The organism is Rhodococcus sp. 05-2254-6, from assembly GCF_002258565.1.
Classification (GTDB): domain Bacteria; phylum Actinomycetota; class Actinomycetes; order Mycobacteriales; family Mycobacteriaceae; genus Rhodococcoides.
Genome location: NZ_NOZF01000167.1, coordinates 17015 through 34778, shown reverse-complemented (window position 1 = coordinate 34778; position 17764 = coordinate 17015). Strand labels below are relative to the sequence as shown.

Genomic DNA, 17764 nt, shown 5'->3' with positions numbered 1-17764 from the left:
GTCTTCGGCCGCGTGTTCTTCCCAGGGTCCAACCCGGCGACCGGAACCCTGCTGGCCCTGGCCACCTTCGGCGTCGGGTGGGAGCCAGGGGTGTGCGAATCCATCGTTCTCGTGTCTCTCTTCGTGAGGCGGGGGAGCTCGGGCGCTGGTCGACGACGCATTCTCGGCGATCGGACCGCTAATGTACTAAATGGTTAACACCGGGTGCCCCTGAATACTGAACGTGATCCATGCCACGTGTCAACCCCTGAAGTGACGAGACCTACCGCGCAAACGCGAAAATCAGCGAGAAGGCGAGGTCAGGAACGCGATGATCATGTCGCCGAGCATTGCGCGCAGGCGCTCTCGATGCCGGGGATCGGTGAGGTCGCGACCGAAGAGGGCTTCGAAGGTGTACCGGTTCGACAGACGGAACACACAGAAGCTGCTGATCGTCATGTGCACGTCGAGGGCATCGACGTCCGTGCGGAAGACCCCGTCGGCCTGTCCACGCTCGAGGATGCTCGACAGCAGTTCTGCAGCGGGATTGCCGAGGTTGCTCAATGCCTCGGATCTGGAGATGTGTTCGCCGCGGAGGATGTTCTCGGTGGAGACCAGACGGATGAAGTCGGGATTCTCCTCGTGATGGTCGAACGTCAGAGAGGCGATGGCCCGAATGGCTTCGACCGGTCCCAGGCCCTCGACGTCGACGTCTCGTTCACGCTCGCGAATGCGCAGGTACGACCGTTCGAGCACGGCCTTGTACAGGCCTTCCTTGTCGGTGAAGTAGTAGTACAGCATCCGCTTCGTCGTATGCGTACGCTCGGCGATCTCGTCGATGCGCGCCCCGGCGAAGCCCTTGTCCGCGAACTCCTCGGTGGCCACCTCGAGGATGTTGTGCCGGGTCAGGTCGCTGTTGCGTCGACGCTTGACGGTGGGTCCACCGCTGTCGTCGGACGTGTCGGTTGCGCGCGGAGCCATGGATCAACTCTATCGGCACCGATTGCGGCAAAAGGGTTGGGCGCGAGGCGGAGGCGTAGTACCGTCGAGCTAATTCACCAATTCGTACATTAGGCCCGAGGAGATCGACATGCCGGAATCCCTGCTCTGCGGACTGATCGGGACGGGCATCGGCAAGTCGCTCACTCCCGCGATGCACGAACGGGAGGGTGCCGAGCACGGGCTGACCTACCAGTACCGGATCATCGATCTGGACAGCCGTGGACTGACCGTCGAAGATCTGCCCCGTCTCGTCTCGACCGCCGCGGACCTCGGATTTCGAGGACTCAACATCACGCACCCGTGCAAGCAGCGCGTCATCTCCACTCTCGACGGGCTCTCCGAGGACGCCGCCCGACTCGGAGCCGTCAATACCGTCTTGTTCGCCGACGGCCGTGCCGTCGGCCACAACACCGACTGGTCCGGATTCGACCGCAACTTCGGTCGCGGATTACCCGGTGCCGACATCGGTGACGTGGTGCAACTCGGTGCCGGGGGAGCAGGGGCGGCCGTTGCCTACGCGATGGCCCGACGCGGCGCAGGCAGGCTCACTCTCGTCGATGCCGATCCGCTTCGGGCTCGACAACTCCGAGATTCCCTGTCGGTGATGTTCCCGGACGTCGACATTGTCTCGGCAGGACTCGACCGGCTCGCCGCCGTCCTCGACACCGCAACCGGCCTGGTGCACGCCACCCCGATCGGAATGGTCGAACACCCCGGATCTGCTGTGCCCGAGGCACTCCTGCATCCGCGGATGTGGGTTGCCGAGGTCGTGTATCGACCGGCCGAGACCGAGTTGCTCGCTGCCGCATCCCGAGTCGGGTGCCGAACGCTCAGCGGAACCGGAATGGCAGTGTTCCAGGCCGCCGACGCATTCGAGATATTCACCGGACGCATCGCCGACGCCGATCGAATGATCGCGCACATGAGTGCGTTGATCTCGCTGGAGGATCGCGCCGCCGCAGGTGTTCTCGCATGACGCACATCGCCACATCGGTGGCAACGGTATCGCTCAGTGGTTCGCTGGACGAGAAGATGCGTGCCATCGCCGATGCGGGGTTCGACGGCTTCGAGGTGTTCGAGCCGGACTTGATCAGCTCTCCGGATCTTCCCGCGGACATCGCTAAGAAGGCAGCCGACCTCGGTCTGACCCTCGATCTGTATCAGCCCTTTCGCGACGCCGACTCGGCCGATCCGGAACAGTTCGCCCGCAACCTCGTTCGCGCCGAGCACAAATTCGACGTCATGGAACAGTTGGGGTGCGATCTACTGTTGGTCTGTTCCTCGCCGCTGGCCGGTGCCGTCCGTGACGACGCCCTGCTGGTCGAACAGATGGCAACCCTCGCCGAGCGTGCGCATCGGCGCGGAATGCGACTGGCGTACGAGGCGTTGGCGTGGGGTGCCCACGTGAATACCTACCGCCATGCCTGGGACATCGTCCGGCAGGTCGATCATCCTGCACTGGGAACGTGCCTCGACAGCTTCCACATCCTGTCCCGCGGAGACGATTCCGCAGGCATCCGCGAGATCCCCGGCGAGAAGATCTTCTTCCTCCAGTTGGCCGACGCGCCGCACCTGGTGATGGACGTACTGCAGTGGAGCAGGCATCACCGGTGCTTTCCCGGGCAGGGCAGCTTCGATCTGGCGCGGTTCGGTGCCGATGTCGCTGCCTCCGGGTACTCCGGCCCGTGGTCGCTCGAAATCTTCAACGACGTCTTCCGTCACTCCGACACCGGCCGCACGGCATCCGACGCGCATCGATCGCTGCTGTACCTCCAGGAGCAGGTGCGCGACGTCGAAACACCCTCTGCCGGTAACGATCTCTTCGCGCCGCCACCGCCCGGTCCGATCGAGAACGTCGTCTCCCTGCGAATCGCAGCAGGGCCTGCGAAGGCAGCGCAACTGGGTACGACACTGCGACACCTGGGCTTCGATCTGACCGCAGCACACAGCGAACACGGACTGAGCCTGTTCACCCAGGGGCCGCTGGCGGTCGCCGTCGACACCACGGTGGACACGCTGTGGACCGCGCCCGGCGTTCCGGCTCACCTACCGGCGTTGGCCCAGATCGGGATTCGCAGCGAGCGGCCGGATCTGTGGCTGACTCGAGCTCGTGCGCTGGGAGTCACCGCGTCCACCGTCTCCATGCCCGGCGTGGCCGACGCCACCGACGCAGTGGTACGTCTGGCCGTGACCGGTGCGACGTCGCTGGACCTCCGAACCCGCCACAGCGCGGGTGCCTGGCAATCGGCATTCGACCTGGCACCCAAGGTGGTGCAGGAGAACCGGGCGTGCGTCTCGCACGTGGATCACATCGCACTCGCCGTGCCTGCCGAGAGCTGGGACGGCGTGATGCTGCTGCTGCGCTCGGTGTTCGGAATGGTGCCGCACGAGGGCCAGGACGTCGTCGACGCGATCGGCCTGGTTCGTAGCCGAGCACTCACCCTCGCCACGGCCAACGGCACGATTCGACTCTCGCTCAACATGGTTCCCGGCCGCCCGTCGGACTCGGACCCTCTGCCCGCGGCCCGGCGCGGAGGCGTCGGACATGTGGCGTTCGGGTGCGAGGACATCTACGCCGCTGCGAGTGCGATGACCGAACGCGGCCTCACCCCGCTGCGGATCTCGCCCAACTACTATCGCGATCTCGACGCGCGATTCGGACTCGGCTCCGAGACGTTGGACGCGATGCAGCGCCTCGGGATCCTGTACGACGCGGACGGGACCGGCGGTGAGTTCTTCCACTTCTTCACCGAAACCGTGGGTGACGACCTGTTCTTCGAGGTGGTCCAGCGAGTGGGTGGCTACGAGGGCTACGGGGAGACCAATTCGGCTGTACGACTGGCGGCGCAACTGCAGTACTGATCGGTGATCAGCCGATTCGCTCGAACACCGCCGCAAGTCCCTGTCCGCCGCCGATGCACATGGTCTCGAGTCCGTAGCGGACTTCCCGTCGGTCCATCTCGCGCAACAGCGTCGCCAGGATGCGGGCTCCGGTGGCACCGACGGGATGGCCGAGCGAGATGCCGGAACCGTGTGGGTTCAGCCGAGGATCGTCGGACTCGATGCCCCACGACCGGGTGACGGCGAGAGCCTGAGCGGCGAACGCTTCGTTGAGTTCGATGATGCCCATGTCGTCCAGGCTCAATCCGAGGCGTCCGAGCGCCTTCTCGCTGGCCGGTACCGGTCCGATACCCATGGTGCGCGGAGCGACGCCGGCGACACCCCAGCCGGCCAGTCTGGCCAGCGGCCGAAGACCCAGTGCTGCAGCCTTTTCCGGGGTGGTGACGATCGCGATGGCGGCACCGTCGTTCTGTCCGCTGGCATTTCCGGCCGTGACCGTCGACTCGGGGTCGATCGACGCACGAATCGCCTTCAACTTCGCCAACGACTCGAGGGTGGTGTCGGCACGGGGATGCTCGTCGGTAGTGACGAGTATCGGATCCGATTTACGTTGGGGGACCGACACTCCCACGATCTCCTCGGCGAACACGCCGCTGTTCTGCGCAGCGACTGCGCGCTGGTGAGACTGCACTGCGAGTGCGTCCTGATCGGCGCGGGCGATCGAGAACTCCGCGCGCAGATTCTCCGCGGTTTCGATCATGCCGCCGGGAACCGGAAAGTTCTTGCCGCCCGCGGTCACTCGCGCTCGGGCGAGTCGGTCGGACAGGGCCACGGCCTCGGCCTTGACGCCCCAGCGCATGCCGGTGGCGTAGAACTCCGTCTGACTCATACTCTCGACGCCGCCCGCCAGAACCAGATCGTTACCGCCGGACTGCACCTGCATGCACGCCTGCAGTACTGCTTGCAGACCGGAGCCGCAGCGTCGGTCGACCTGCATCCCGGGGACGTCGATACCCAGATCTGCATCGAGCGCGGCGATGCGTCCGATCGCCGGTGCGTCGCCGTTGGGGGATGCCTGGCCCAGGATGACGTCGTCGATGTCGGCACCGGAGATGCCGGTTCGGGCAACGAGTTCGGCGATGACGGTGGCGGCCAGGGCCTGGGCGGAGATATCGCGGAACTGACCGCCGAAGCGGCCGACCGGGGTCCGAAGGGGTTCGCAGATGACGGCGTCAGGCATGGGTGGTTCCTCGTCTGTCGTTGGGTCCGGTACTCACCCGGAGCAGGTCGGTCTCGATGGCGCGGGTGGCGTCGAGCAAGGCCGGGAGTAGTTCGGTGCGGACTGCGTCGGCGGTATGACGCGCAGCCTGGGTGGAGACGTTCGCCGCAGCGACGACCGTCCCGTTGCTGTCGTGGATGGGAGCCGCGATCGATCGCAGGCCCTCTTCGAGTTCCTGATCCACCAGACAGAAGCCGTCGGTCCGTACGCGTTCGAGTTCGCGTCCGAGTGCGTCGGCAGTGGTGATCGTCTTCCCGGTGAGCGGAGTCAGCCGGACTCTATCGAGGTAGGCGGCGAGTTCGTCGGGCGGTAGACCGGCGAGCAGCACTCGTCCCATCGATGTCGCGAATGCAGGGAATCGGGTGCCGATGTTGATGCCGACGGTCATGATGCGGCTGACCGGAACTCGGGCGACGTACACGACGTCGTCGCCGTCGAGAATCGAGACCGAGGACGATTCTCGGACCCGTTCGGCGAGAGCTTCCAGATGCGGCCCCGACACTTCCGGGAGGGACAGGCTCGACAGGTAGCTGTAGCCCAGTTCGAGCACCCGCGGGGTGAGCCAGAACATGGAGCCGTCGGTACGGACGTAGCCGAGTTCGACGAGTGTGAGCAGGAACCGTCGGGCAGTGGCGCGGGTCAGGTCGGTTGCTCGGGCGACATCGGAGAGTGTTCGACGCGGATGCTCGGCGTCGAAGGCTCGGATCACCGCGAGGCCCCGGCCGAGCGACTGGACGTAGTCCGAGGACGGCGGCGGTGATTCCGCGGGGTTCACGAGGTACCCGATTCTGTCTCGGCGGAGGACTCGGCGATGGCTGCGTTCGCCAGAGCGAATGCGCTGTTGCTGTTCGGAACTCCCGCGTAGACCGCGGTGTGCAGGAAGACTTCGGCCAGTTCGTCCGGTTCCAGTCCGGCGCGCAGCGCTGCGCGAATGTGCATGTCGAGTTCGTGCTGGTTGCCCACCGCGGTCAGGATCGCCAGGGTCAGCAGTCTGCGGGTGTGGTGATCGAGTCCCGGTCGGTTCCAGATGTCACCCCATGCGGTGCGGGTGATGAAATCCTGGAACGGTGCGGTGAACTCGGTGCGGCCGGCGATGCTGCGGTCGACATGCGCATCGCCGAGGACGCTGCGCCGCACCGTCATACCGGCATCGTGGGCCGCTGCGCGTCCGACGGCATACGCATCCGACCCGATGTGTGCGGCAACGGCCGCGGTGACGGGCCCGGCTTGCTCCACATTGGCCAGATGAGCGGCCGGGTCGAGAACCCGGAACGTCGATCCGGCGACGCCGTCGGCAATGATCTTCAGGTCCTCGGGGGTGGTCGAGGGATCCTGTCGGCCCGCGATCACCAGGGTCGGGGCGGTGATCCGGTTCAGATCCGAACGAGAATCCCACCGGGACAACGCCTCACAGCATGCTGCGTAGCCCTCGTCGGACGTGTCGGCGATCATGCGGCGATGCCGCTCGACGAGATCGGCGTCGCGCGCGGCCAGTTCGGGGGTGAACCAACGCTCGAGTACGGCATCGGCCAGCGACGCCGTGCCCGCCGCTCGGACCACCGCGGCACGGTCGAGCCATTGCGCCGGCTCACCGAACTTCGCCGAGGTGCACAGCAGCGTCAGAGTCCGTACTCGCTCCGGGCGATGGATGGCGAGCCACTGCGAGACCGCACCGCCGAGGGACAGACCGACGAGGTGCACACGCTCCACCTCGAGTGAATCCAGCAGCGCCACCACGTCCTCGGCGAGTTCGGCCACCGAGTAGGGACCGGGTGGCACCGGTGATCGTCCGTGCCCGCGAAGGTCGACGGCGAGAACGTGAACGGCGGCGGACAGAGTTCCGATCTGCGGGTTCCACATCGATCGGTCGGAGCCGAGCGAACCGATCAGCACGACGGTCTCCGCGTCGGCGCTCGGTCCTTCGATGCGTTCGTGAGCAAGTGCGACAGTCATCGTGAATCCTTCGAATCTGTGGTGTGTTCGGTGTCGAGGTCGTGCTCGGCGAGGATCGCGTCGACCAGCTCGGGTGCGTGGCCGAGATACGCGGCCGGGTCGAGTAGTTCGCGCACCGTCGACGGTGGCAGGAATGCCGTGATGGCAGGGTCACTGTCCAGCGGCGCTCCCGTCGCGCATCGCGCAGTGACGATTTCGCGGGCCTGCTCGGTGTGCGCTGCCAATGCCGCGGTGACACGTTCGGCGAGCAGCGCTCCGCCCGTCGCGTCGAGATTGCGGGCCATTTCCTCGGGATGAACGTGCAACCCGCTCAGGCTCTGCGTGATTCGGTGGGCGGCACCACCGGTGAGGCGGAGCAGATCGGTGATCGTCTCCCACTCGGCATGCCACGCTCCAGCGGCGCGCTGGTGTTCGTGGTCCATGTTGGAGAGCACGGTGGCCACCGCACCCGGGACGCGTCGGGCCGCAGCGCGAGCCGTGACGGCGGCAACGGGATTGCGCTTGTGCGGCATCGCCGACGATCCGCCGGGCGCGTCCTCCGAGACCTCCCCCAGCTCGGTGGCGGACATCGACACGATGTCCCCGGCGATCTTGCCGATCGTTCCTGCTGCGACACCCAACGAGCACGCAATATCGGCAATCGCGGTGCGGTCGGTGTGCCAGGGCGCGGTCTGTCGAGCCAACCCCAGTTCGACGGCGAGCGCGGCGGCGACGGCCGGTCCGTGTGGATGCACGGCGGCGAGAGTGCCTGCAGCGCCGCCGTACTGGACGGTGCATGCGCGTCGAACGGCTGCGACTCCGGTCCGCGCGCGACGCAGTCCCGAGAACCAGTTCGCAGCCACCAGGCCGAAGGTGGTGGGCAAGGCCTGCTGGCCGAGAGTGCGGGCCGCCATCGGGGTGGTGCGATGGGTCAGGGCCAGACTTCTCGCGGCCGCACTCGCAGCGTCGAGCGAGGCCTCGATCACACCGAGCGCGTCGCGGGAGAGGAGCATCAGCGCGGTGTCCATGATGTCCTGGCTGGTGGCACCGGGATGCACTGCCGTGGCAGGAACCGCGGCCTCGGCCACCACGTTCCGAAGAATCTTCACCAGCGGGATCACCGGATTACCCCCGGCCGCGGCATCTGCTCCGAGCCGCGCGATGTCCAGGTTCGCCCCGAGTTCGGTCGCGGTGGTGGTGACGATCTCGGCGTGACCGGCCTCCACGAGACCGACCGTTGCTGCGGCCCTCGAGAGCGCCGCCTCGACGGCGAACATCGCTGTCACCCACGCCCGGTCGCCCACGAGCGGTGCGAGCGCGTCGCTACCGAACGTCGGATCGAACAGTGCCCCTCGCTCGGATTCCATCGTCCCCTCTCGCCATCGGTGTGTCACAGCGCGAAGAACGGAGTCTCGTCGCCGTCCGGATCGGTGTTCTGCAGCACGATGTCGAGGTGGTACCCACCGTGCACCGGTGCTGCGACGAGTCTGGCACGCTTGTGCTCCGGCACGGCGGACAACACCGGATCGAGCTCGTTGGCCTCGGCCTCGTCGGGAAAGTACACCCGCGTCACGACCCGCTCGAGCATCCCGCGGGCGAAGATCCCGACGTCGATGTGCGGTGCCTCCACAGCACCGTTCTCGGCGGGAAGCGGTCCCGGCTTGATCGTCGTGATCGTCATCGTTCCGGTCTCGTCGGCGAACGCTCGCCCGAAGCCGCGAAAGCCTGCGATGCGAGACGGCACCGCGCCACGCGGATCGTCGGGGTGATCGAACCGGCCGTCGCCGTCGGCCTGCCAGGTCTCGATCATGGCGTCGGACATGGGGTTTCGGGCTCCGTCGATCAGTGTGAACGACACGGTGATCTCGCCTTCGGTGCCCGGCGGCACCACGTTTTCGCCGTCGGGCCACAACAATCCGATGTGCACGTATGGGCCCACGGTCTGCGACGGTGTCTGCCCGAAGGAGGCGGTGGTGAAATCGGCTCCGGCGACCACGGGGTAGCGCGGGGCGAACTCGGGATCAGTCATCGTGGTCGTCTTCCTCGAAGGGGGTGGCGTTTCGGCCGCGGAGCACGATGTCGAATCGAAATCCGAGGGCCCAGTTGTCCTGTGTCGCCTCGTAATCGAACGCGCCGATCATTCGGGCCCGCGAGTCCTCGGGGGCGGCGTTGAAGATCGGATCCTGGAAGAACATGGGGTCGTCCGGGAAGTACATCTGTGTCACGAGGCGCTGGGTGAACGCCTGGCCGAACAGGGAGAAGTGAATGTGAGCGGGCCGCCATGCGTTGTGGTGATTGCCCCACGGATACGCGCCCGGCTTGATCGTGGTGAAGCGATACCTGCCCTGGGCATCGGTGAGAACGCGACCGGTGCCGTTGAAGTGCGGATCCAGTGGTGCGGGCCACCGGTCACCGGTGTGCCGGTATCGACCGCCTGCGTTGGCCTGCCACACCTCGACGAGGGTGTTCGGAATCGCCTTGCCGTCGCTGTCGAGCACCCGGCCGTGCACGATGATCCGCTGCCCCTGCGCCTCACCGTCGTTCGCCAGGGTGAGGTCTGCGTCGGCGGCGGTGACTCGTCCCTCGCCCAGTACCGGTCCGGTGATCTCGGTGAGTCGCTGGGGGAGCAGGGTCAGTGGCTGTGCCGGATGCCGAAGGGCGGTGGTCCGGTACTCGGGGAAGTCGCGTGGGGCATGGACACCCGATTGGTCCCGGTACTCGGGCGGGAGATGAAGCATCGACGGTTCCTCACGATCGTGGGTGATCTACGCAACAGCCAGAATAGCGAAGTGTTCGCATTGTGGCAAACTGTTCATATTCCGCACAGAATGCTGTAGCGTGCATCTCATGTTGGACAAAGTCGTGGCCAGCGCCACCGAAGCCGTAGCGGACATCCCTGATGGGTCCTCGATCGCCGTCGGGGGATTCGGATTGGTCGGAGTGCCGGAAATACTGATCGACGCCGTGCTCGCGCAGGGTGCGACAGATCTGGAGACCATCAGCAACAACTGCGGAACCGATGGCTTCGGTCTCGGCGTTCTGTTGATGCAGCACCGCATTCGGAGAACCATCAGCTCCTACGTGGGCTCGAACAAGGAATTCGCACGGCAGTACCTGTCCGGAGAACTCGAAGTCGAGCTCACTCCGCAGGGCACGCTTGCCGAGCGGCTGCGCGCAGGCGGTGCCGGGATCCCCGCGTTCTTCACCCCCGCAGGCGTCGGCACCCAGGTCGCCGACGGGGGATTGCCGCTGCGCTACGACGGTAGCGGCGGAATCGCACTGGCCAGTCCGCCGAAGGAGACACGCGAGTTCGACGGCGTCACCTACGTGATGGAGCGCGGGATCGTCGCAGATTATGCGCTCGTGCACGCGTGGAAGGGGGACCGTCACGGGAACCTGGTGTTCCACGCCAGTGCGCGAAACTTCAATCCGCCCGCCGCGGAGTCGGGACGCATCACCATCGCGCAGGTCGAGCATCTCGTCGAGCCGGGTGAGATCGGACCCGACGAGGTGCACACCTCGGGTATCCACGTACAGCGGGTGGTCCACGTCGGACCGGTCGAGGTCGGCATCGAGCAGAGGACGGTACGAGCATGAACGAGAAGATGACCCGCGAACAGATGGCGGCACGGGTGGCACAGGAGCTCAGCGACGGTCAGTACGTCAATCTCGGCATCGGTATGCCGACCCTCGTGCCCAACTACATCCCCAACGACGTCTCGGTGATCCTGCATTCGGAGAACGGGGTGCTCGGCGTCGGACCGTATCCCACCGAGGACGAACTCGACGCGGAGATCATCAACGCGGGCAAGGAGACCATCACGGTCCTTCCCGGTGCGTCCTACTTCGATTCCGCGCAGTCGTTCGGAATGATCCGCGGCGGCCAGGTCGACGTCGCCGTACTGGGGGCGATGCAGGTCAGCGCCACCGGTGATCTGGCGAACTGGATGATTCCCGGGCACATGGTCAAGGGCATGGGTGGCGCGATGGATCTGGTGCACGGAGCGAGACGCGTCATCGTGATGATGGAGCACGTCTCCCGCAAGGGCGAGCCGAAGATTCTGGAGCAGTGCACCCTGCCGCTGACCGGTGAGGGCTGCGTACACAGGATCATCTCGGACATGGCCGTTCTCGACGTCACCGAGAACGGTCTCCGTCTCGTCGAGACCGCACCGGGCGTGTCCGTGGACGAGGTCAGGAACGCGACCGCGGCCGAACTACTGGTCGACGCCGGTCAGGAGTGGAGCCTGCGGAACGACTCAGGCACTACCGTCTGAGACGAGAACGCGGTCGGCGTGGGAGTAGATGTTCATCGACCGGCCGCGGAGGAAGCCGACGACCGTCAGACCGGATTCGGTCGCGAGGTCGACCGCCAGCGAGGACGGGGCCGAGACCGCCGCGAGAATCGGTATTCCGGACATCACCGCCTTCTGGGCCAACTCGAACGAGGCGCGGCCGCTGACCATCAGCACCGTGCCCTGCAGGGGAATTCGATCGTTGGTCACCGCCCAGCCGACGACCTTGTCGACGGCATTGTGGCGACCGACATCCTCACGCAGGACGAGCATCTCGCCGTCCGCAGTGAACAGGGCGGCGGCGTGCAGGCCGCCGGTCGTATCGAAGACCTTCTGCGCAGCCCTCAACGTGTCGGGTAGCCCGGTGAGAGTGTCCGAGTTCACGACGACGGAATCGGCCACGGGGGAATGCTTGGTGCGCAGGCGAATTGCGTCCAACGATCCCTTTCCGCACACCCCACACGAGGACGTCGTGTAGAAGTTGCGTTCGACGCCGGTCTCCGGCGGAGCGACACCCGCGGCCAGGGTGACATCGAGGACGTTGTAGGTATTCGCACCGTCGTCGTCGACCCCGTCGCAGTAGCGAGCCGCTGCGATGTCGGCACCCGAGGCGATCACACCCTCGGTCAGCAGGAACCCGTGAGCGAGCTCGACGTCGTGGCCGGGAGTGCGCATGGTGACGGCCAGCGCTGCGCCGTTCACCCGCAACTCGAGCGGCTCCTCCACCACGAGGGTGTCCGGACGTTCGACGCGGTGCTCACCTCGGAGTCGGACAACGGGCCTGCGGGTGGTGATGCGGCCCATCAGTATCGGCCGGATTCGCGGTGACGTGGGTGACTCATTCTTCGATTGTGGACCCCGGTGTCGTCGGGCCGTCGACTCGGTCGGCCATTGCGCTCACCAACGAGACCAGGCGCGGGTGATTGACGAGGTCGTCGACGAGCACACGCTTGCCTTTCGCGTCGGCCAACGGGATCTTCCAGTTCTCGTACTGGGTTTCGTCGGTACCGGGCTGGTTCTGAATTCGGTGTTCGCCGACGGCGTCGACGAGAGCGACACCGATCAGCAGGGACGGGCTGCGCTGGACGAGGCGATGCAGAGCTTCCACCGTCTCGTGGTTGTCGGCGTCGGCGCCGAGCAATCCGCGCTCGCGCGCCAGGTCGAGAACGGCCTCGCGCTTGGCTGCGTCGATGTCCTTCTCGGCCTCGATGTCTCGTTCGAGCAGGCCGAGACGGGACCGTAGGTCGATGTGTTCACCCTCGAGGTATCCGGCCGTCGGGGGCAGATCGTGTGTGGTCACCGACGTCAGGCACAGGGTGCGGTAGTCCTCGGGTGCAATGGGCCCGGATTCGTCCGCTTCGAACCACAGGATCGAGGTGCCGAAGATGCCGCGCTCGGTGAGGTACTCCTGCACCATCGGCTCGAAGACACCGAGATCCTCGCCGACCACCACCGCGCCTGCCCGCTCGGCCTCGAGGGCCAGGATGCCGATCAGCGCCTCGTGGTCGTACTCGACATACGTTCCGCCGCCGGCATTCTCGGCCTCCTGCGGAATCCACCACAGGCGGAACAGACCCAGGATGTGGTCGACGCGGATACCGCCGGCATGACGAAGGATCGTGCGCAGCATGTCGCGGTAGGGGACGTACGCCAGTTCGCGTAGTCGGTCCGGATCCCACGGGGGTTGGTTCCAGTTCTGGCCCTGCTGGTTGAAGTTGTCCGGCGGCGCGCCCACCGTGACTCCCGACGTCAATACGTCACCGAGCGCCCAGGCATCGGCTCCGCCGCGCGCCACGCCCACGGCGAGGTCGTGCATGATGCCGATGTCCATCCCAGCATCGAGTGCCGAGCGTTGCGCGGCGGCCAACTGCTCGTCGCAGATCCACTGCAGCCACATGTGGAAGTCGATGCGCTCGGCGAGCTTGGTGCGCTGTTCGAGCACGAAGTCGGTCCGCGGGTGTGCTGCCTTGTCGGTCCAGGCCGAATTCTCGGGTCCGAACTTCTCCGCCAGGGCGCTCCACACCGCGAAATCGCGCAGTCCGGAACCCTCGCGTTCGACGAACGCTCGGAATGCGGATTCGCGCGCCGGGCTCCGTTCCACCTTGTGAACACGTTCCAGGGCACGCAGTTTCGCCGTGAAGGTCGAGTCTCTGTTCAGCTTTCCGGTTCGCTTGTTGGCCTTGTCGAACCGCTTCGCCGCTTTCCGGACCTTGCCGAACTGTTCCGGTGACAGCAGCGCGGTTTCACGAATGTTCTCCACTCGGATGTAGAGCGAGTTGAAGAACCGGCGGGTGGTCGGCAGATAGGGCGACGCCTCGACCGGTGTGGTGGGTCGGTCGGCGTGCAGCGGATTGACGAGGAGATAGTCGAAGCCGTGCTCGCGGCCGACGATGTCGGCCATGTCCTCGAGATCACCGAGATCGCCGATTCCCCAAGATCGTCTCGATCGCACCGAATACAGCTGGGTGAGCAAGCCCGTCCGCTGCCGATCTGCCAGTTCTGCGTTGGGTGACAACGACTTCGGAGTGACCACCACAACCGTGTCCGACGTCCGGACCGTGTTGTCCTCGCTGATCGTCGTCGCGGTCAGGCTGTGCCAACCGAGCGGTGCACTGCTCGGAACGACGAACGTGGCACGACCGATGAGGCGGCCGTCGACCTCACGGGGATCGACCCAGACGTCGGCCTGGGTCACCTCGATGGTCTCGCCGTCCTCGGAGACCATCGAGACCTCGACCGGATTGCCGTGTGGCACATGGACCCACACCACGGCATCGGTGCCCTGCGTGGCCACCACCACCGGCGGAAGCAGGCGCCGCCACGGCGCGTTCTCGATGTCGGCCAGAGCTCGGTCGACGTCCTCGGTCGATTCGGTTGCGTAGCCGCGCGCGGCGAGCACCTGACGCAGGGTGTCGTCACTCACTTCGTGTTCGGTGTCGTCCCAGCCTCGGTACGAGGTCGATGTGCCGAGGCGTCGGGCGAGAGAGCGAAGTGCCTGCGAGTAGTCCACACCGATGATCGTGCCAGTTCGCCGCGCCCGCGTCATGCCGGCCGGGGCTTCGTTCACCGGCCACCGCTGCGATTCGAACGATGTGCGGGCCCGGTTGCTCGACTGCCAGGATTGAAACATGCCGAGCTGGGTAGTCTGGGTCGGCGAACGGTAAAACGACTGCTCGGCGACGATAGGAAGTGCGGATGGCTGGGGTCAGCAAGATCGAAGAACTGGAGCGAGGTTCCGGTGCACCGGTCGAGCTGAGGGTGCGCGCCGAGGCCGACCAGCTTCCGGTGGTCCGCGCGGTCGCCGAAACCCTCGCAGTGCTCAGCGACTTCACGCTCGACGACATCGCCGACGTGAAGTTGGTCGTGGACGAGGTGTGTTCGCAGTTGATCAAGGGCTCGGTCACCGATGCAGAGCTCTCGTGCACGTTTGCGGTGAGCGACTCCGGAATCCGGATCGTCGTCACCTCCACGTTGGCACCCACATCCGTGCCGAAGAAGGACAGCTTCGGCTGGCACGTGCTGCAGACGCTGACCGACGCCATCGAGCTGCGCTCCGACGACCCCGTCGAGGGCGATGCCGGTCACACGGTCGCGATCGACGTGGTCAAGCGGAGGAGCAAGGTCTAGTGCCTGTGCCGCACGAACGAAGCACACGGCGAGAGTCCGACGATTACAGCGACGTTGTCGCGCTGATCCAGCAGATGCAGGCGCTCGACGAGAATTCACCGCAGCGCCGAGTGCTGCGCGATCGCATCATCACCCGCTGCCTGCCTCTCGCAGAACACATCGCACGCCGCTTCGGCGGCCGCGGCGAAGCACACGAGGACCTGCTGCAGGTCTCACGTCTCGGTCTGGTGAACGCGGTCGACCGATTCGACATCGAACGCGGTTCGGACTTCGTGTCGTTCGCCGTGCCCACGATCATGGGCGAAGCTCGCCGCTACTTCCGCGACGCCGGATGGTCGGTTCGAGTGCCGCGGCGCATGAAGGAACTGAACTCGATGATCTCCCAGGCGGTGGGATCGCTCTCGCAGAAGCTCGGCCGAGCTCCGACCGCGAGCGAGATCGCGGCCGAACTGGGGATCGACGTCAAGGAAGCGTCGCAGGCTTTGCTTGCGCGCAGCGCGTATCAGACCGTTTCGGTCGACTCGGTGGTCAGCGAGGATCGGTTGCCGCTGATGGACACCCTCGGTGCCGACGATCCCGAACTCGAGAAGATGGAGAGCTACCTCGCGGTGCGGCCTGCACTCGAGAAGTTGCCCGAGCGTGAGCGTCGAATCGTCGTGCTCCGATTCTTCGGGTCGATGACCCAGACTCAGATCGCGGAGAAGGTGGGGATTTCGCAGATGCACGTCTCGCGAATCCTGGCTCGCACGCTCGCTCAGCTGCGCGAGGACCTCGGCGAGGACTGAACTCGACCGGCAAAGCTAGGCTCGCGGGATGAGTATGTACGACGACGTCGACGAGTACATCGGAGCCCGCAGGGTCACGGGCCTGGCTGCATCGCAAGATTTCTCACGGGCGGTGGTCGTGGTTGCCGCACTGGACGATTCGCGGACCGAGTACCGAACGTCGTTGTGGGAGATCGATGTCGACGGCGGTTCGCCCGCCCGGCGCATCACCCACGGCGAGTGGGGTGAGGGTGCTCCGGTGTTCACCTCGGCGGGCGATCTGTTGTTCTCTCGCACATCGAGCAAGGACGATCCGGCTCGGCTGTGGATTCTGCCTGCCTCGGGCGGTGAGGCGCGCGTTCTCGAGACCAGGGCCGCCGGTCTGAGCGAGGTCCGAACTGCGCGTTCCGGATTCGGGCTCGTCGGGCTCTCGCCGGTGTTCGGATCGTCGAGCACCGATGAGGACGACGACGCCCTGCGCACCGAGCGCAAGGCGAACAAGGTGGATGCAATTCTGCACACCGGAGTCCCGGTGCGTTTCTGGGATCACGATCTGGGGCCTGCGACGCCGCACCTGTTCGCGGGATCGTCGGACGGTTCGACCGGACTGCGCGATCTGACGCCGGATGCGGCCGGCGCGTTGCACGAAGCGGCCTTCGATGTCGGTGCCGACGGCTCGTTCGTCGTGTCCACCTGGTCCGTCCCCGGCGCTCTGGCGACCGTGCGGACGGTGCTGGTGCGTATCGACACCGCGACGGGGGAGCGCACGACGATCGTCGACGACGTCGATGCCGACCTGGGCGCGCCTGCGATCTCGCCGGACGGCACGTCCGTGGTGTTCGTGCGTGAATCGCTCTCCACTCCCGAGGACGCGCCTCGAATGACGCTGCAGCGCTACGATTTCGAGTCGGCTTCGGTCGTCGATCTCGCTCCCGGCTGGGATCGGTGGCCGATCGACCCGGTGTGGCTGCCGGACGGGTCGGGAGTATTGGTCACCGCGGACGACGACGGCCGGTCCCCGATCTTCGTCGTGCGTGAGGGCGCGGAGCCGCGTCGGCTGACGAACACGAACGACGCGTACACCCACGTCCACGTGTCCTCGGACGGAACCAGGGTGCTGGCCCTCGCCGCGTCCTATCTCGCCGCCCCGCATCCGGTCTCGATCGACCTGTCCGACGGCACCGTCGACGACCTCGACACCTCCGTCGACCGCTGCCCGGTGCCCGGAACTCTCACCGAGATCGACACCGTCGTCGACGACGGTGCCCGGGTGCGCGGCTGGCTGGCGCTGCCCGAGGGTGCCTCGGACGCGACACCCGCACCGCTGCTGCTGTGGGTGCACGGTGGCCCGCTCGGCTCGTGGAACACCTGGTCGTGGCGGTGGAATCCATGGCTGATGGTCGCCCGCGGGTACGCCGTGCTGCTGCCGGATCCGGCGCTGTCCACCGGGTACGGCCAAGAGTTCGTACAGCGAGGCTGGGGAGCGTGGGGCAAGGCTCCGTTCACCGATCTGATGGCCTTGACCGACGTCGCGGTCGCGCTACCCGAGATCGACGAGACCCGCACCGCGGCGATGGGCGGATCTTTCGGCGGTTACATGGCCAACTGGATCGCCGGACACACCGATCGGTTCGACGCCATCGTCACCCATGCGAGCCTGTGGGCGCTCGATCAATTCGGCCCGACGACCGATGCACCGTGGTACTGGGCGCGGGAAATGTCCCCGGAGATGGCGGTCGAGAACTCCCCGCACCTGTTCGTCGCGGACATCGCGACGCCGATGCTGGTGATCCACGGCGACAAGGACTATCGCGTGCCCATCGGCGAGGGCCTACGGCTGTGGTACGAACTGCTCAGCGAATCCGGCCTGCCCGCCGACGACGAGGGCAACACCTCGCACCGTTTTCTCTACTTCCCGGCCGAGAACCATTGGATTCTGAGTCCTCAACACGCCAAGGTCTGGTACGAGGTGGTGCTGGCGTTCCTGGCCCAGCACGTGCTGGGCGAGAGGGTGTCGATGCCCCGAATCCTCGGCCACTAGAATC

At 66.1% G+C, this 17764-nt stretch carries 16 protein-coding genes; 7 read left to right on the top strand and 9 right to left on the bottom strand.

Annotated elements, in window-relative coordinates:
- Positions 1 to 282 precede the first annotated feature (282 nt).
- On the bottom strand, positions 283 to 960 hold the full coding sequence (locus tag CH256_RS23035; RefSeq protein WP_094670679.1) for a TetR/AcrR family transcriptional regulator: 678 nt from the start codon (positions 958 to 960) through the stop codon (positions 283 to 285).
- 109 nt (positions 961 to 1069) lie between these two features.
- On the opposite strand from CH256_RS23035, the gene CH256_RS23030 reads away from it, so the two are divergent.
- Together CH256_RS23030 and CH256_RS23025 are read left to right on the top strand one after the other, a co-directional pair.
- Positions 1070 to 1957: a shikimate dehydrogenase gene (locus CH256_RS23030; protein ID WP_094670677.1), complete on the top strand. Its 888-nt coding sequence runs from the start codon at positions 1070 to 1072 to the stop codon at positions 1955 to 1957.
- On the top strand, positions 1954 to 3843 hold the full coding sequence (locus CH256_RS23025) for a sugar phosphate isomerase/epimerase and 4-hydroxyphenylpyruvate domain-containing protein (RefSeq protein ID WP_094640227.1): 1890 nt from the start codon (positions 1954 to 1956) through the stop codon (positions 3841 to 3843). Before CH256_RS23030 ends, CH256_RS23025 begins: the two co-directional genes overlap by 4 nt.
- Before the next feature lie 7 nt (positions 3844 to 3850).
- Here CH256_RS23025 and CH256_RS23020 read toward each other — a convergent pair whose 3' ends face one another.
- The 6 genes from CH256_RS23020 to pcaH are packed head-to-tail and all read right to left on the bottom strand — an operon-like array spanning position 3851 to position 9771.
- Positions 3851 to 5062: an acetyl-CoA C-acetyltransferase gene (locus tag CH256_RS23020; RefSeq protein ID WP_068052519.1), complete on the bottom strand. Its 1212-nt coding sequence runs from the start codon at positions 5060 to 5062 to the stop codon at positions 3851 to 3853.
- The gene (locus CH256_RS23015; protein ID WP_094670675.1) at positions 5055 to 5876 is read right to left on the bottom strand and encodes an IclR family transcriptional regulator; all 822 of its coding nucleotides are present in this window, start codon (positions 5874 to 5876) and stop codon (positions 5055 to 5057) included. Before CH256_RS23015 ends, CH256_RS23020 begins: the two co-directional genes overlap by 8 nt.
- Entirely contained in the window at positions 5873 to 7054 is a 1182-nt protein-coding gene (gene pcaDC, locus CH256_RS23010; protein ID WP_094670673.1) for a bifunctional 3-oxoadipate enol-lactonase/4-carboxymuconolactone decarboxylase PcaDC, read from the bottom strand. Before pcaDC ends, CH256_RS23015 begins: the two co-directional genes overlap by 4 nt.
- Positions 7051 to 8400, bottom strand: coding sequence for a 3-carboxy-cis,cis-muconate cycloisomerase (gene pcaB, locus CH256_RS23005; RefSeq protein WP_094670671.1), 1350 nt, complete (start codon positions 8398 to 8400; stop codon positions 7051 to 7053). Before pcaB ends, pcaDC begins: the two co-directional genes overlap by 4 nt.
- Before the next feature lie 23 nt (positions 8401 to 8423).
- Positions 8424 to 9062 (bottom strand): protocatechuate 3,4-dioxygenase subunit alpha, encoded by a 639-nt coding sequence (pcaG, locus tag CH256_RS23000; RefSeq protein WP_094640223.1) that lies wholly within the window; start codon positions 9060 to 9062, stop codon positions 8424 to 8426.
- Entirely contained in the window at positions 9055 to 9771 is a 717-nt protein-coding gene (gene pcaH, locus CH256_RS22995) for a protocatechuate 3,4-dioxygenase subunit beta (protein WP_068052499.1), read from the bottom strand. Before pcaH ends, pcaG begins: the two co-directional genes overlap by 8 nt.
- A 109-nt stretch (positions 9772 to 9880) precedes the next feature.
- On the opposite strand from pcaH, the gene CH256_RS22990 reads away from it, so the two are divergent.
- Positions 9881 to 10630: a CoA transferase subunit A gene (locus tag CH256_RS22990; protein ID WP_179272194.1), complete on the top strand. Its 750-nt coding sequence runs from the start codon at positions 9881 to 9883 to the stop codon at positions 10628 to 10630.
- Entirely contained in the window at positions 10627 to 11310 is a 684-nt protein-coding gene (locus CH256_RS22985; RefSeq protein ID WP_094670669.1) for a CoA transferase subunit B, read from the top strand. Before CH256_RS22990 ends, CH256_RS22985 begins: the two co-directional genes overlap by 4 nt.
- On the opposite strand, the gene fdhD is transcribed toward CH256_RS22985, so the two are convergent.
- A complete protein-coding gene (gene fdhD, locus CH256_RS22980) occupies positions 11293 to 12132 on the bottom strand; it encodes a formate dehydrogenase accessory sulfurtransferase FdhD (protein ID WP_094640222.1) in 840 nt (279 codons plus the stop codon). The two genes, CH256_RS22985 and fdhD, sit on opposite strands and share 18 nt — an antisense overlap.
- A gap of 34 nt (positions 12133 to 12166) precedes the next feature.
- On the bottom strand, positions 12167 to 14374 hold the full coding sequence (gene malQ, locus CH256_RS22975) for a 4-alpha-glucanotransferase (protein WP_179272195.1): 2208 nt from the start codon (positions 14372 to 14374) through the stop codon (positions 12167 to 12169).
- A 149-nt stretch (positions 14375 to 14523) separates the two neighbouring features.
- Here malQ and CH256_RS22970 point away from each other — a divergent pair, with 149 nt between their 5' ends.
- From CH256_RS22970 to CH256_RS22960, 3 genes are read left to right on the top strand one after another with little or no spacing between them, the layout of a single operon-like run.
- Positions 14524 to 14955, top strand: coding sequence for an ATP-binding protein (locus CH256_RS22970; protein ID WP_068052491.1), 432 nt, complete (start codon positions 14524 to 14526; stop codon positions 14953 to 14955).
- Positions 14955 to 15740 carry a SigB/SigF/SigG family RNA polymerase sigma factor gene (locus tag CH256_RS22965; RefSeq protein WP_037193137.1) on the top strand — a complete coding sequence of 262 codons (786 nt, stop codon included), beginning with the start codon at positions 14955 to 14957 and terminating at the stop codon, positions 15738 to 15740. The genes CH256_RS22970 and CH256_RS22965 overlap by 1 nt, the downstream gene beginning before the upstream one ends.
- Before the next feature lie 28 nt (positions 15741 to 15768).
- Positions 15769 to 17760 carry a S9 family peptidase gene (locus tag CH256_RS22960; protein WP_094670667.1) on the top strand — a complete coding sequence of 664 codons (1992 nt, stop codon included), beginning with the start codon at positions 15769 to 15771 and terminating at the stop codon, positions 17758 to 17760.
- The last annotated feature ends 4 nt before the right edge of the window (positions 17761 to 17764 follow it).

What these genes read in the sequence shown, in the direction of transcription:
- CH256_RS23035 (WP_094670679.1), bottom strand. Translation starts at nt 960, where the DNA reads ATGGCTCCGCGCGCAACCGACACGTCCGACGACAGCGGTGGACCCACC.
- CH256_RS23030 (WP_094670677.1), top strand. Translation starts at nt 1,070, where the DNA reads ATGCCGGAATCCCTGCTCTGCGGACTGATCGGGACGGGCATCGGCAAG.
- CH256_RS23025 (WP_094640227.1), top strand. Translation starts at nt 1,954, where the DNA reads ATGACGCACATCGCCACATCGGTGGCAACGGTATCGCTCAGTGGTTCG.
- CH256_RS23020 (WP_068052519.1), bottom strand. Translation starts at nt 5,062, where the DNA reads ATGCCTGACGCCGTCATCTGCGAACCCCTTCGGACCCCGGTCGGCCGC.
- pcaDC (WP_094670673.1), bottom strand. Translation starts at nt 7,054, where the DNA reads ATGACTGTCGCACTTGCTCACGAACGCATCGAAGGACCGAGCGCCGAC.
- pcaB (WP_094670671.1), bottom strand. Translation starts at nt 8,400, where the DNA reads ATGGAATCCGAGCGAGGGGCACTGTTCGATCCGACGTTCGGTAGCGAC.
- pcaG (WP_094640223.1), bottom strand. Translation starts at nt 9,062, where the DNA reads ATGACTGATCCCGAGTTCGCCCCGCGCTACCCCGTGGTCGCCGGAGCC.
- pcaH (WP_068052499.1), bottom strand. Translation starts at nt 9,771, where the DNA reads ATGCTTCATCTCCCGCCCGAGTACCGGGACCAATCGGGTGTCCATGCC.
- CH256_RS22990 (WP_179272194.1), top strand. Translation starts at nt 9,881, where the DNA reads ATGTTGGACAAAGTCGTGGCCAGCGCCACCGAAGCCGTAGCGGACATC.
- CH256_RS22985 (WP_094670669.1), top strand. Translation starts at nt 10,627, where the DNA reads ATGAACGAGAAGATGACCCGCGAACAGATGGCGGCACGGGTGGCACAG.
- fdhD (WP_094640222.1), bottom strand. Translation starts at nt 12,132, where the DNA reads ATGGGCCGCATCACCACCCGCAGGCCCGTTGTCCGACTCCGAGGTGAG.
- malQ (WP_179272195.1), bottom strand. Translation starts at nt 14,374, where the DNA reads ATGACGCGGGCGCGGCGAACTGGCACGATCATCGGTGTGGACTACTCG.
- CH256_RS22970 (WP_068052491.1), top strand. Translation starts at nt 14,524, where the DNA reads ATGGCTGGGGTCAGCAAGATCGAAGAACTGGAGCGAGGTTCCGGTGCA.
- CH256_RS22960 (WP_094670667.1), top strand. Translation starts at nt 15,769, where the DNA reads ATGAGTATGTACGACGACGTCGACGAGTACATCGGAGCCCGCAGGGTC.